Source organism: Nitrosomonas sp. (assembly GCF_019752095.1).
GTDB lineage: Bacteria > Pseudomonadota > Gammaproteobacteria > Burkholderiales > Nitrosomonadaceae > Nitrosomonas.
The window spans coordinates 34,072-47,314 of sequence record NZ_JAIEMO010000035.1 but is presented as its reverse complement, the minus strand read 5'-3'; the positions used below and the strand labels follow the sequence as shown (position 1 = coordinate 47,314).

At 44.5% G+C, this 13,243-nt stretch carries 14 protein-coding genes; 3 read left to right on the top strand and 11 right to left on the bottom strand.

The annotated features are described in order from the left end of the window. Positions 1-96: 96 nt before the first annotated feature. From hpnA to tsaE, 10 genes are all read right to left on the bottom strand, one after another. Entirely contained in the window at positions 97-1,110 is a 1,014-nt protein-coding gene (hpnA, locus tag K2Q13_RS10820; protein WP_292921110.1) for a hopanoid-associated sugar epimerase, read from the bottom strand. 14 nt (positions 1,111-1,124) lie between these two features. Then, positions 1,125-2,183, bottom strand: a complete 1,059-nt coding sequence (locus K2Q13_RS10815; RefSeq protein WP_292921109.1) for a phytoene/squalene synthase family protein — start codon at positions 2,181-2,183, stop codon at positions 1,125-1,127. Positions 2,184-2,249: 66 nt separating this feature from the next. Next, positions 2,250-3,506: a diaminopimelate decarboxylase gene (gene lysA / locus K2Q13_RS10810; RefSeq protein ID WP_292921108.1), complete on the bottom strand. Its 1,257-nt coding sequence runs from the start codon at positions 3,504-3,506 to the stop codon at positions 2,250-2,252. Beyond that, positions 3,506-3,631, bottom strand: a complete 126-nt coding sequence (locus K2Q13_RS10805; protein ID WP_292921107.1) for a lipoprotein — start codon at positions 3,629-3,631, stop codon at positions 3,506-3,508. The genes lysA and K2Q13_RS10805 overlap by 1 nt, the downstream gene beginning before the upstream one ends. 92 nt (positions 3,632-3,723) lie before the next feature. After that, positions 3,724-4,350 carry an ABC-type transport auxiliary lipoprotein family protein gene (locus tag K2Q13_RS10800; protein WP_292921106.1) on the bottom strand — a complete coding sequence of 209 codons (627 nt, stop codon included), beginning with the start codon at positions 4,348-4,350 and terminating at the stop codon, positions 3,724-3,726. Continuing rightward, complete coding sequence (locus K2Q13_RS10795; RefSeq protein ID WP_292921105.1) at positions 4,347-5,243, bottom strand: MlaD family protein; 897 nt, start codon at positions 5,241-5,243, stop codon at positions 4,347-4,349. The genes K2Q13_RS10800 and K2Q13_RS10795 overlap by 4 nt, the downstream gene beginning before the upstream one ends. Continuing rightward, on the bottom strand, positions 5,216-6,025 hold the full coding sequence (locus tag K2Q13_RS10790) for an ATP-binding cassette domain-containing protein (RefSeq protein ID WP_292921104.1): 810 nt from the start codon (positions 6,023-6,025) through the stop codon (positions 5,216-5,218). Before K2Q13_RS10790 ends, K2Q13_RS10795 begins: the two co-directional genes overlap by 28 nt. A gap of 4 nt (positions 6,026-6,029) precedes the next feature. After that, positions 6,030-7,142: an ABC transporter permease gene (locus tag K2Q13_RS10785; RefSeq protein WP_292921103.1), complete on the bottom strand. Its 1,113-nt coding sequence runs from the start codon at positions 7,140-7,142 to the stop codon at positions 6,030-6,032. Between the two features lie 226 nt (positions 7,143-7,368). Then, positions 7,369-8,838 carry an N-acetylmuramoyl-L-alanine amidase gene (locus tag K2Q13_RS10780; protein WP_292921102.1) on the bottom strand — a complete coding sequence of 490 codons (1,470 nt, stop codon included), beginning with the start codon at positions 8,836-8,838 and terminating at the stop codon, positions 7,369-7,371. Further along, positions 8,802-9,308, bottom strand: a complete 507-nt coding sequence (gene tsaE, locus K2Q13_RS10775) for a tRNA (adenosine(37)-N6)-threonylcarbamoyltransferase complex ATPase subunit type 1 TsaE (protein ID WP_292921100.1) — start codon at positions 9,306-9,308, stop codon at positions 8,802-8,804. Before tsaE ends, K2Q13_RS10780 begins: the two co-directional genes overlap by 37 nt. Here tsaE and queG point away from each other — a divergent pair. Genes queG through K2Q13_RS10760 form a run of 3 tightly spaced genes read left to right on the top strand, consistent with a single transcriptional unit; the run spans position 9,303 to position 12,567 of the window. Beyond that, complete coding sequence (queG, locus tag K2Q13_RS10770; RefSeq protein ID WP_292921146.1) at positions 9,303-10,418, top strand: tRNA epoxyqueuosine(34) reductase QueG; 1,116 nt, start codon at positions 9,303-9,305, stop codon at positions 10,416-10,418. The genes tsaE and queG overlap by 6 nt on opposite strands. Next, positions 10,408-11,622 carry a formate-dependent phosphoribosylglycinamide formyltransferase gene (gene purT, locus K2Q13_RS10765; RefSeq protein WP_292921099.1) on the top strand — a complete coding sequence of 405 codons (1,215 nt, stop codon included), beginning with the start codon at positions 10,408-10,410 and terminating at the stop codon, positions 11,620-11,622. Before queG ends, purT begins: the two co-directional genes overlap by 11 nt. A 36-nt stretch (positions 11,623-11,658) precedes the next feature. Beyond that, positions 11,659-12,567: a D-hexose-6-phosphate mutarotase gene (locus K2Q13_RS10760; protein WP_292921097.1), complete on the top strand. Its 909-nt coding sequence runs from the start codon at positions 11,659-11,661 to the stop codon at positions 12,565-12,567. 37 nt (positions 12,568-12,604) lie between these two features. Here K2Q13_RS10760 and ampD read toward each other — a convergent pair whose 3' ends face one another. Next, positions 12,605-13,177, bottom strand: coding sequence for a 1,6-anhydro-N-acetylmuramyl-L-alanine amidase AmpD (gene ampD, locus K2Q13_RS10755; RefSeq protein WP_292921096.1), 573 nt, complete (start codon positions 13,175-13,177; stop codon positions 12,605-12,607). Between the last annotated feature and the right edge of the window lie 66 nt (positions 13,178-13,243).

Here is a 13,243-nt window from a genome sequence, read left to right as displayed (position 1 = left end):
TAATTATGAATTATTCTGTTGAGGGTCTTCATGAATATATGAAGTATGGAGTTATGCAATAAGAAATAACAAAATCAGCCTGGGTTTATGGTGTTTTTAGGACAAATGTTTTTTGATTAGTTTGTTGCTGTAACCATTTGCTTTGAACCAGTTAACTGCGTCTCTAATTGCTTCAAATGCCGGGCGGTATTGGTAGCCTAATTCATGCTGTGCTTTTTTACTGGAGAAAAACATTGTTTTCTTGGCCATACGAATACTATCCATCGTTGCGCGCGGTTCTGAGTGCGTGAGGTTTGCAATTTTTTCCATATACCATGCTATAGGCAACATTACACTGATAGGTATGTTGATACGGTTCTTCTTTTTTCCGGTGATTGAATCAATAGTTTGTAAGATTTGTAGCAGAGTCATGTCATCGCCACCTAATATATAACGTTCCCCTATTTTTCCGTGCTGATACGCTAATAAATGACCATATGCAATATCATCGACATGAGCAACGTTCAGTCCAGTATTGACGTAAGCAGGCATGCGACCCATGAGTGTATCTAATATGATGCGCCCAGTTGGGGTGGGGCGAATGTCTCCGGGACCTATCGGAGCCGAAGGATTGACGATAGTTAAGGGTAAGTGGTGCTCATCGGTTAATTGCTTCACCATTTGTTCGGCGAGATATTTGGAGCGTTTATAGTATCCGGAAATCGTAGAAATATCGGATGGAGTTTCTTCGTCGGCCGGTGCTCCATTGGTATTGAGGCCGAGTGTCGCCACACTGCTAGTATATATCATGCGTTTTATGCCTTCCTGATGAGCAGCTAAGATGAGTGCACGCGTACCATTAATGTTAATATCATACATGGTTTCGGGGTCAGGGACCCAGAGGCGATAATCAGCAGCGACATGAAAAAGGCTGTCGCAACCACGAACTGCACGTTTCAGGGATTCAGGGTCACGTAGATCGCCTTCGGAAATTTCAACCGCAAAATTTCTAAGATTTCTCCGATCATTGTTTGGTCTAGCCAGAACACGAACGTCATGTCCGGCAGTTAGCAAACATCGCATGACCGCTGAACCGAGAAATCCAGTTGCGCCTGTAACCAATGATTTCATATTATCGCAATTGCTCAGTTAATTTCTGATAACACAGCTTGGTGTAAGCTAACTTTAGGAAGGTTTCTGGAAGTATACTTGAACAATAGCTCGAGTATCCAGTTGTGACTGGCAAACAAGCTGGTTGTTACAATGGTCGCTTTTACGCTACGACGACTGATCTTTACTTGCGCTCCTGCAGAAAAATTCCGGTGTTGATTTATTTTGTTGAGAGTCAGAATGGCCATGCCAATGGCCCATAAACAAAAACGGCGAATACCTTTTTCGTGCGGAGGGATTAGGCTAGTGTAGACCAAGGCGTTAAGTAAATGCCCTTTGGCAACCCCCAATAGTTCTGCTAATCCGGCTTGAAATTTGGTATCACTCATGCCAGGATGCAATTTGCTGAGATCAAATCCATTTTTAAGAAAAATATCTTGTGGCAGCCAGCATGCACCACGCTCACGGTCATCCCATATGTCTTTAAGAATGTTTGTCATTTGCAAGCCCTGTCCAAATGATACGGCAAGTTTCATCAAAGCGGGTTTATGCGCGTTGATTTCCTCTGAGTAATCACAGAATAGCTCGGTTAACATTTCACCGACAACGCCTGCAACGTAGTAACAATATAGGTTCATTGCGGATAAATCTTTGAGTCCTTCCAAAGATTCGGTTTCCTGATAGTCCGCCATACCATGCGCCATAATTCTAACGCATCGCTCCAATGCTTTGCGCTGCACAGGATTAAAACTGTGTGTGATGCGAATAACTGCGGGTGTATTTTTAATTAAGTCATGTTCTGCAGGAATGGTTTGCTCGGAAAGGAGAGGGTGCAATATTTGTGAGAACTCCTCCGCTGATGCATTTCCACATACCACTTCAGCAAACATGTCCGATAATTGTCGGGTTTGTTCTATTGTCAGAGTATTATCATCTTCAATCGTGTCAGTGATACGACAAAGTAGGTATGCATTTCCGATGATGCAGCGTAAAGTCTCAGGCAATTGTGGAATGGTTAATGCAAAAGTGCGTGAGACACCCTGCAGGATGTAATTTTGATATTGCTCATCATTGATGCGAGAGTGGCTTGTCATTACAGATTTATCATAAAGCAATACAGCGTGTTAATACAATTAAATGCGTCCCCTGATTCATGTTGCTCAGTGAGATAGAATTTTCTCGTTAGAAAATAGCTGATCAATTGTTTCACGTTGCCGGATAATATGGGTGGTGTTTTTATCTACCATGATTTCAGCGACGCGCGGCCGCGAATTGTAATTCGAGCTCATGCTCATACCATACGCGCCGGCTGACATGATAGCCAAAAAATCACCACTCATCAGACCGATCTGACGATCATGACCCAAAAAATCACCCGTTTCACATACAGGTCCAACGACCTGATAATCTTTGATTTCTCCAGAGTTCTTGTTAACGGGTAAAATTTCATGATAGGCATCATACAATGCTGGACGCATAAGATCGTTCATTGCTGCATCAACAATAGCAAAATTACGTGTAGGCGTATGCTTCAGATACTCAATGCGTGTCAGAAGGATGCCTGCATTACCTACCAAAGAGCGGCCCGGTTCAATTAAAAGGCGCTGTTTTACCTGGTGCGTGCTGGTACAAAGCGTGGAGACATAATCACGAATCGAAGGCAAAATTTCATTGGTATAGCGAATACCTAATCCTCCACCTAAATCTAGGTGCTCAATTTCTAAATTTTTTGACTGTAGGGTATCCAGTAAGTTGAGCATTTTTTTACTGGCTTGGATGAAGGGCTCGAGTTCTGTCAACTGCGAGCCAATGTGGTAATCTAAGCCGATAAAACGAATATTTTGATATAAGCGCGCAGATTGATAGATCCTTTCAGCTTCGCTGGCCGGAATGCCAAATTTATTTTCTTTGAGGCCGGTGGAAATATATGGATGTGTTTTAGCATCGACATCCGGATTTATACGCAAACTAACCGGTGCTATCTTGTTCATTTCTTTGGCGATTTGATTTAATGAAATTAATTCAGCCTCAGATTCTACGTTGAAACATAAGATATTGACGTCTAGCGCCATACGCATTTCATGCATATTTTTTCCAACGCCAGAAAAGACCGTTTTCCCTGGATCTCCGCCTGCTTTAATGACACGTTGCAATTCTCCGCCGGACACGATATCGAAACCGCTGCCAAGTTGGGAGAACAGATTAAGTATGGCAATATTTGAATTGGCTTTTACTGCAAAACAAATTAAATGATCACGATTTGCGAATGCAGCATCGAATTCCTGATAAGCTTTAGTTAACGCTGATTGCGAATAAACATAACACGGTGTTCCAAATTTCTCGGCAATCTGTTTTAAAGGTACTGATTCGACAAAGAGCTCATCGTCATGGTAATCAAATTCTGGAAAACCGCTCATTATCTTTCAATTTCAACTGGAGTCAAGCGACTAGCTTCATTAGTTTTTGGAAGATAAAGCGGACCTTTGAGTCCACATGCACTTAAAGAATAAACTAACAGAATCACGGCACAGATTAAACGCATGGAAAAATCCTAAATGATAATTTACCGGATACTATCATAAGCGAAGGACAAATTAATCAAACTTTTAATTAATTTTGGCAATCATAACAAGGTTAAGCGGGGGGCAGTTCTACAATCAGCCAGTTCACTAATTCATTTATTAATTTTTTGCTCGCAGAGTTAAGCGCGAATACTGCGCCTGCGGCATCAGCAGAAGGAGTGCTTTCGATAGTGCTGAAATCTTTTTGAGCGAATAGCTTGCGGGAATTACGTTCAATTAAGCTAACACGAAGGCTAACAACGACATGACTAGAATCTGTTGCATCAAATAGCTGGGTAAATTCGTCCAATTCAATTTGTAGCGCATAATCAGCTTTGGCTGTACCACTGTCTTTCAAGACTTGCTCAGGCGTGCTGGTCACGATACGGTTGCGTATTTGTTGAGTAAGCAGCGTTGCAGGTGCCGCGATCCAGCGGCTACTGGCATAGGCATAAGACTGCGCAGGATTATGATAGAGCAACCGGTAATGGATCGCGGTATTATCCAGCCAAGCGGGCGCTGTTGCATCAGTAATTAGCAGGCTTCTTCGGTGTAGTTGCAATTGCTTGGGTACTTGCTCGGTCAGTGATAAATGCGGCATACCCAATGCGTAAGTCGATATGGCAGATTGAGGTTTGTGCAATACAGAGCAACCCGTTAGAAAGAGAATAAAAAGGATCAACAATGGCATTTGCTTCATGGTTTATTTCCTGTGGGTGGAACAAAACCTGTCTCGCCCGGACCAGGCGATGAGGGAGTTCGACCAAATATTAAGCTCTGCGGATTTTCTTCTAATTGGTGAAGTACTTTGTCTAAGTTATTGGAATTACGTATTATGCTATGACTTAATTGTCGCAACTCAGGAATTGTAGTGGCGAGTTCTTGGGTACTTTGCGACAAACTATCAAAGATACCTTCTTTTTGATTCGCTTTGGATACCGTAAGATTGAGCTCGCCCAGAAGTTGATCCAGACGCTTGACCAAGGTACCTGATTCTACGGTTAATTCAGTAAAAGCACTTAACACTGGTTGTAAGTGCCCAGCAATATTATCAAAATTATTAGTTGCTTTGCCGATATTCTGCAAAATTTGTGAAACATGATTTTGATTTTGTTCGTTCAGCAATTGGTGCATCTTTAAGACTAACTGATTGACGTTGCTGAGTAGATCCTGTCCAGAGCCTGTGACCTCATCCAACAATGATCGACGCATTGGAATCCTTTCATCGCTAAGTATCTCATTATCAACACCATCATCATTTAGCTGAATATAAGCGAGTCCGGTGACCCCTTGATAGCCTAATTGCGCATAAACACTTTTTCTCAGGGTAACATTCTCGTTAACTGCAATTTGGATAAGTATTTGGTGTGGATTATCAAGATCAAATTGAATCTTTTCCACTTTGCCAATATTAACGCCGCGATAGTGTACGGCAGATTGAGGATTAAGCCCGCTCACCGATTCCTTGGTAACCACGAGATAATCTGTGCGCTTAGTATTGTTGCCGCTGAACCACATAGCGACTAAAGCTACAGAAATACTCAATAAAATAACAAAAATGCCGGCTATGAGGGCATGGGCACGGTTTTCCATGTTTGCTCCGAGTGATTTTTTTGTTCAATTTTATGTCGTATGCTTTTAAAAAAGCTGGTAATAAATGGGTGTTGAAAGCGATCAATTTCATCCAAGGTACCCGTTACGATCACTTGTTGATCAGCAAGAACAGCAATGCGATCAGATAATGCTACAAGTGTATCAAGGTCATGGGTAACCATGACAATAGTGAGATTCATTTCACCGCGTAAAGCAAGAATCAATTCTATGAAACTTTGACTTAGCTCTGGATCCAGCCCGGCAGTAGGTTCATCGAGAAATAAAACTTCTGGGTCTAATGCCAGAGCACGAGCTAAGGCGACGCGCTTGATCATTCCCCCGGACAAGGCCGCTGGCATCTTATCAGCATGCTCTAGTTTTATTGCCACCATATTGAGTTTGATCAATACTAAATCACGAATTATGTCTTCACTGAGCGTATGCAATTCACGTAAGGGCAGCGCAACATTATCGAACACAGTTAATGCGCTAAATAATGCTCCTTGCTGAAAAAGTACGCCGGAATGACCCCGTATATTTTTTTTTTGCAGATTGAAATTGGCATCGTTCCGAGAACTGCCAAAAATTTTCACTGTCCCATGGGAAGGCTGCTCAAGCCCCAGCATATGACGTAGTAATGTCGTTTTTCCACTGCCTGAGCCACCGATCAATGTCAGAACCTCGCCGCGATACACATTTAAATTGACATCGCGATGGACAATATGATTGCCGTAACGAGTGTTTAGTGATTTGATTTCAATAATACATTCCGGCTTGTTCATTAGTCTAACCAATTCCCACGTCAGAGAATAGTATTGCAAAAATTGCATCTATAATGATGACCACGGTGATGGCAGTCACCACAGAAGCGGTAGTGCCTTCACCCAAACTTTCAGTGTTGGGTTTGATTCTTAGGCCAAAATGACATGCAATCAATGCTATCACCATTCCACTTACAATCCCTTTTCCTAATCCCAGCCACAAATTCCCTATTGGCACAGAATCCGGCAGTGCAGTAATGAAATAATGATAGTGTAAGCCTAGTTGTATTTCGGCTGCGACCATGCCGCCTAATAATGCCACTGCACTGGTCCACAGGACTAGGAGTGGCATAGCAATGCCAAGACCCAGCACTTTGGGCAATATCAATCGTTGACTATGAGAGATGCCCATGACAGTCAAAGCATCCAGTTCCTGAGTTACACGCATAACGCCCAGTTGCGCAGTCATTGCTGAACCTGAGCGACCTGCTACCAGTATTGCTGCCAGCATTGGCCCCAGTTCGCGGATGATGCTAATTCCCAATATGTTAACTATAAAGATGTCGGCACCAAATAATTGCAATTGTTTGGATGAAAGATAGCTTAATACGATCCCAATCAGAAATCCCACCAATGCAGTGATACCCAGCGCCTGTGCGCCAGTCCTGTATAAATTTGCAGAGATTTCACGCCAAGGAATATAGACAGGATGCCGGATTAAGTAAATCACATCAAGCATTAATTGACCAATCAATGCAATCAAACCTACGAAATGTTGCCATAAAACTAGCGCTAGTTCTCCTAAGGCAGTGACTGGCGATAGTAAATCCCGGTGCTTAGTTTCTAATTGGAGAGTGGGCAGCCGTTCTAAGCGTTCAAACATCTTTTCATGTTCGGGACGTAGTTGCAGATGCTCTGGGCGTTTTGTCTTCCATACACGCCAGAGCATGACAGTTCCAGCAGTATCGATTTGTTCAATGCCCGTTAAGTCCCAACAAAGATTTTGATTTTCAGCCGCACGGGATAGCTCGTCTTCTAAGGATGTTAACAAGGATTCCAATGCGGCCAAGGTATAGTTACCTGTCAGGATAATGTGAGGCAAACCCTCTTTAGTGCAGAGTTGATACAAATGACTCATGGTTTTCGAGAGTGATGAACAGATATTAATTTGGACTTGGTTTTATTCATGGAATTACCAAGTAGGTTTAAAACCGATCCGGTTATCTAATACAAGCAGATTTTTGCATCTTAGTTGGGTCGTGCTTATTGCGATCTACTTGAAAAAAGGTTTTATTGTATATGCTTATAACAATCCAAAGCGGTTTAATCAGATTTGTCATGCTTCCGACAAACATTCAGCAGATTTATTTTGTTTGCGCTATCGTAGCGCGAGCTAATGCCGGATTATCTGAAAAATAATTCTTTATTCCTAAAAACATCGCGTCTGCCATCTTGCTTTGATAATCTCCACTGCGCAATTTTACTTCTTCTTTGGGATTGCTGAGGAAAGCGGTTTCCACCAAAATTGAAGGAATATCCGGTGATTTAAGTACTGCAAAACCAGCCTGCTCTACATTTCTTTTGTGTAAGTGATTGATGTTGCTTAGTTGTTTAAGAACATACTCAGCCAATTTAACGCTGTCATTGATGGCGGCATTGAGTGACAAGTCCAGTAACAATTCTTTGATATCTTTTGATTTTGACGTGATGTCAATTCCTCCCATCAAATCGCCGTCGACGCTGTTTTCCTTGTCGGCGAGCCAGCTGGCCGTAGTCGAAGTGGCGCCATGTTCAGATAAAGTGAATACCGAAGAGCCATGGGCATGTGATTTTGGATTAGCGTCTGCGTGTATTGACACGAACAAGTCGGCATTAGCGCGTCGTGCAATTATTCGTCGTTGCGGAAGCGAAATGTAATGATCGCCATCACGTGTTAAAACAGCCCGCATATTGGGCTCTTTATCAATTTTTCCCTTAAGTTTTCTGGCAATTGCCAATGTGATATCTTTTTCATAGGTGCCCTGTTTCCCGACCGCTCCAGGATCCTTGCCGCCGTGACCAGGATCAATCGCTACAATGATAATCCGAGGCACCATACTTTTGGGTGGCGTCGAATGGGGTTTTCGGCTTTGTGCTGCTTGAAAACTGCCGGGTTGTTTGGCCTGGTTTGCTTGTTGAAGTTGGAGTCTAGGTGGTGATGGAGGAATCAATTGAGTTGGGTTGGGTTTTCGTTTGTTATTGCCATGTATCAGGGAGGAAACCAATTTATCCAGAACATCTGTTTCAAGATCAGCGCTGGCAGCAGGATGGGCGCGATTGTTAAAATCCACCTTGGCTGCTTTGTGCGGATGATAAATATCCAATATCAATCGATAAGCAAAATTTTCTTTGGGTGGTACAACAAATGTGCGCGGAACGACATGCGCTTTTAAATCGAATACTAGCCGGATGACGTGCGGTGTAAACTGACCGATACGAATATTTTGCACAAATGGGTCGATGGCATCCACCTGCTGAGGCAAGGTATGCAGTACTGGATTAAGCTTGGTATTGTTTAGATCAATAACCACGCGGTGCGGGTTGTCCAGCATACTTAGTTCATAGTCAAGTGGCAGATCGGATTCAAGCGTGATACGTGTGTAGTCAGGGGTCAATCCAACGCGAACGGATTGCACGGTGGCATTCGCAGCCAGAACGGATTGGCTCGACAACATCCAGCAATAAAAAAAGATTAATATCAAAGACGTCAGAACACCATGTTTCACGGTAGCATTGCTGCAGTCGCTCAAATATGCAATCAGGTGTTTTTTTCTGTATTCCAACGTCTCAGGCATTGTTTTCCTGTCTCTGTACCGCTCCGGATTTCAATATTTCTGCCCGGATCACGCATGTTAAGAAAGCACTGCAGATCAGCTCTTGGCAATAAATCCCCTGCTTTTTCAGGCCATTCCACCAAACAAATCGAATCTGAATTAAAATAATCGCGGAAACCAGCTTCTTCCCATTCAGAATAATCATTGAATCGATAAAAATCAAAGTGATACAAGTATAACCCAGAGATTTTGTAGATTTCAACTAAATTATATGTAGGACTTTTGACGACATGCGAGTATCCAAGGCCGTGTAAAATACCCCGAGTTAATGTGGTTTTACCGGCGCCTAGATTGCCAAGCAGATGAATTGTCAAACCAAAATGCAAGCAAGTTGCTAATCTTTCACCGAATTTTAGAGTTGCTTCCTCATCGGCAAGATAGTGCGTAAGGTTTTGTGCTGAATCAGCATCTGTCGAATGAATGCTATGCAAGAGAATACTCCAACAAATAATATATCTGATTATGCAGCCTTGGCCGCTGCCATTAAAACATGGGGCAGGGAGTTAGGCTTTCATGACGTCCGTATCGCCGATGCCAAAGCGGATATCACTGCGGTCGAGTCCGGTTTGTTCGCATGGCTGGATAAAGGATATCACGGTGAAATGGATTATATGGCGAAACATGGCACCAAGCGTTCCCGCCCTGCCGAACTTGAACCGGATACACTGCGAATTATTTCTGTGTGCATCAATTATGCGCCGCCTGCAGTCAAAAATAGCTGGGATGTAATTTACTCGGGAGAACGAGCATTTATTTCGCGCTATGCACTGGGACGAGACTATCATAAGGTTCTGCGCTCCCGGTTACAAAAATTGGCGGATAAAATGACAACGGAAGCTGGGCCGTTCAATTACCGGGTTTTTTCCGATAGCGCGCCGGTTATGGAAGTGGCGTGGGCGCAGAAAGCCGGTCTGGGTTGGCGCGGGAAGCATACTTTATTGTTGTCGCGCCAAGCGGGTTCGATGTTTTTCCTCGGTGAAATGTATATCGACCTGCCGTTACCTGTCGACGAGGAAACGGGACATTATTGCGGCAGTTGCACTCGATGTATCGATATTTGTCCGACACAAGCCATCGTTGCGCCATATGAGGTTGATGCGCGGCGCTGCATTTCCTACCTGACCATAGAATTAAAAGACAGCATTCCCGAACTGTTACGCCCGCTGATTGGCAATCGTATTTATGGCTGCGATGATTGCCAGTTGGTATGCCCGTGGAATAAATTTGCCCAAATTACAAACGAGAATGACTTTCATGTGCGCAATGGATTGGATGATATATCGTTGATCGAGTTGTTCAGCTGGGATCAACAGACATTTGAAGCTAAATTGGCCGGCAGTGCGATTCGCCGTATCGGTCATGCGCAGTGGTTACGCAATATCGCGGTCGGTTTGGGAAATGCGCCGTATTCGGCGGAAATTGTCCAAGCGCTGCAAGCGCGGCTCGACGATGCTTCAGTTTTGGTGCGTGAGCACGTGCAATGGGCGTTACAACAACAGAATTTGAAAAGAACAGCAACCGAGGGAAAATATGATGAATAAACGATCCGCTATTGGCACGCCGCTGAGTGCATCAGCGACCAAAGTCATGCTGCTAGGCAGTGGCGAGCTGGGTAAAGAAGTCATTATCGCGTTGCAGCGATTGGGGGTGGAAACAATTGCAGTAGACCGCTATGCCGATGCGCCTGGGCATCAGGTGGCGCATCGTTCGCATGTGATTAATATGGTGGATGGTCAGGCGTTACGCGCACTGATTGAGCAAGAACGCCCCGATATCATTGTGCCGGAAATTGAAGCTATTGCAACCGATATGCTGATAGAAATCGAGCAAGCGGGAATGGCTACCGTGATTCCTACTGCGCGTGCCGCTAAACTTACGATGAATCGTGAGGGAATTCGTTGTCTGGCAGCAGAAAAACTGGGTTTGCCAACTTCATCGTATGCGTTTGCCGATAGTTTGGATGAACTGTGCGTAGCAATTAATGCCAAGATTGGTTATCCCTGCATCGTAAAGCCGGTGATGTCCTCTTCGGGTAAAGGACAATCGCGCATTGAGAATGCAGATGAAATTGAAACAGCATGGAATTACGCTGCGAGCGGTAGCCGGGTGAATCAGGGGCGGGTAATTGTCGAAGGAGTGATCCATTTTGATTACGAAATTACGCAACTGACGGTACGCGCACTGGATGTTGATGGTAATGTTAAAACGCATTTCTGTGAAGCGATTGGTCATGTGCAGGTGCATGGTGATTATGTCGAAAGCTGGCAACCACAGGGAATGTCACCCATGGCCTTGGAGTGCGCACGTGATATTGCTAAAAGAATCACTGATGATCTGGGTGGCTTGGGTGTTTTCGGTGTGGAACTGTTTATCAAGGGTGATGATGTCTGGTTCAGTGAAGTTAGTCCACGTCCGCATGATACCGGTATGGTAACCATGTGCAGCCAGAAACAAAGTGAGTTTGATTTACATGCGCGTGCCATTTTGGGATTGCCAGTGGATGCTACTTTGCTGGCACCAGGTGCCAGCGCAGTGATTTATGGCCAACTGGAAGCGCAAGGTATTGCATTCTCCGGTGTGGTTGAAGCGCTCAGCGTCCCGCACAGCGATTTACGCTTGTTCGGCAAACCCGAATCATTCAAGCGCCGACGCATGGGCGTTGCGCTGGCGAATGGCGCTAATACGGACGAAGCTCGCAGCCGTGCTAAACTTGCGGCCAGCCGGATAATACCCATCAAAGCATAAATAAACTGAGTAACCAACAATTGAATAAGGAAAATCATGACTATTGAGCAACTCAACGCTAAATACAAACTGACAGGGAAACTTGAATTTATAGCTGGTAAAGGCAGATTGCCGATGATTAAGGTGAATAGCGCCAAAGCCAAAGCACTGGTTTCGATTCATGCCGGACAAGTTTTGTCGTATCAGGCAGCCGGTGAACCGGAAGATGTCATGTTTCTGAGTGAAAAAGCGTATTATCAGGACGGCAAAGCAATCAAAGGCGGTGCGCCGATTTGCTGGCCGTGGTTTGGTGCCGATCCGGAAGGCAAGGGCCGACCGGGACATGGTTTTGTGCGTAATCGTGCGTGGAATGTCGTTGCAACCGAGGCCATGGCAAATGGTGATGTCAAAGTCACGCTAGGCTTAATGGATACACCGGACACGCGAGAGATCTGGCCGCAATCGTTCAGTTTGCAGCAAGAAATTATAATTGGCGAAAGCTTGAATCTGTCTCTGATCACGCGTAATACCGGCAAAGAAAAATTCTCCATTACGCAAGCGTTTCATACTTATTTTAAAGTGGGTGATATTGCACGGACGAAAGTGCTTGGTTTGGAGAGGTGTGAATATATCGACAAGGCGGGCGGCGGCAATGCACAAAAGCAACAATCGGGTGCTGTGACCATCGAATCCGAAGTCGATCGCATCTATTTGGATGTGGGAAATACTTTAACAATCGCCGATAGTGCGCTCAATCGACGTATTCAGATTACTTCGCAAGGCAGTAAAACCGCAGTGGTCTGGAATCCCTGGGAAAAAATTTCCAAGGAAATGGCCGATCTGGAAGACGACGATTATCAGCGCTTGTTGTGCGTTGAAACCACGAATGCCGCGAATGATGTGGTGGAAGTCGTGCCGGGAGGTGAATGTCGATTAACTGCAGACTATCGGGTGATACGCAGCTAATCCAGGAAAATGTACATGATGCAATGTGCTTTCCGCATCATAATAAATGCTGGGCTGCAGTGAAAACTTTCTTGTCGCCTAGCTCTAACGCATATTTGTTCCAATTGAAACAAGGCCCCGGATCGGTTTTGCGTCCGGGTGCAATATCGGAATGTCCGGCAATATGCTGGATGGGATATTGATTGCATAGGCACTGCGTCAGTGCAGTCAATAACGAATATTGGTTCTCAGTAAACGGTATGGTGTCACTGCCTTCGAGTTCTATGCCTAACGAAAAGTCGTTGCATCGCTCCTTTCCTTGCCAACAGGATACACCCGCATGCCAGGCACGTTTAATACAGGGGACAAATTGAATGATTGCACCATCACGGCGGATGAAAAAATGCGCCGATACTTTCGATCCCTGTAATGATTGATAGTAAGGATGTGCTTGCGGGTCGAGTTGGTTGGTAAACAATTCAATCACGCCATTGCCGCCAAATTGGTTGGGCGGGAGACTGATGTTGTGGATCACCAATAAGCTGATTTTCGTATCCCCCGAACGGTCGTCACAGTTAGGGGATGCGATGAATCGAGCAGTATCCAGCAAACCGGCGGTATCAATGTGCATGATAAAATGGGTTGACAATTATATGATCGTGCATGGTAGCTTACCTTATCAAAACTTGAAAACCGG

Coding starts and splice junctions, on each gene's coding strand:
- hpnA (WP_292921110.1), bottom strand. CDS start 1,110: ATGAAATCATTGGTTACAGGCGCAACTGGATTTCTCGGTTCAGCGGTC.
- K2Q13_RS10815 (WP_292921109.1), bottom strand. CDS start 2,183: ATGACAAGCCACTCTCGCATCAATGATGAGCAATATCAAAATTACATC.
- lysA (WP_292921108.1), bottom strand. CDS start 3,506: ATGAGCGGTTTTCCAGAATTTGATTACCATGACGATGAGCTCTTTGTC.
- K2Q13_RS10805 (WP_292921107.1), bottom strand. CDS start 3,631: ATGCGTTTAATCTGTGCCGTGATTCTGTTAGTTTATTCTTTAAGTGCA.
- K2Q13_RS10800 (WP_292921106.1), bottom strand. CDS start 4,350: ATGAAGCAAATGCCATTGTTGATCCTTTTTATTCTCTTTCTAACGGGT.
- K2Q13_RS10795 (WP_292921105.1), bottom strand. CDS start 5,243: ATGGAAAACCGTGCCCATGCCCTCATAGCCGGCATTTTTGTTATTTTA.
- K2Q13_RS10790 (WP_292921104.1), bottom strand. CDS start 6,025: ATGAACAAGCCGGAATGTATTATTGAAATCAAATCACTAAACACTCGT.
- K2Q13_RS10785 (WP_292921103.1), bottom strand. CDS start 7,142: ATGAGTCATTTGTATCAACTCTGCACTAAAGAGGGTTTGCCTCACATT.
- K2Q13_RS10780 (WP_292921102.1), bottom strand. CDS start 8,838: ATGCCTGAGACGTTGGAATACAGAAAAAAACACCTGATTGCATATTTG.
- queG (WP_292921146.1), top strand. CDS start 9,303: ATGCAAGAGAATACTCCAACAAATAATATATCTGATTATGCAGCCTTG.
- purT (WP_292921099.1), top strand. CDS start 10,408: ATGATGAATAAACGATCCGCTATTGGCACGCCGCTGAGTGCATCAGCG.
- K2Q13_RS10760 (WP_292921097.1), top strand. CDS start 11,659: ATGACTATTGAGCAACTCAACGCTAAATACAAACTGACAGGGAAACTT.
- ampD (WP_292921096.1), bottom strand. CDS start 13,177: ATGCACATTGATACCGCCGGTTTGCTGGATACTGCTCGATTCATCGCA.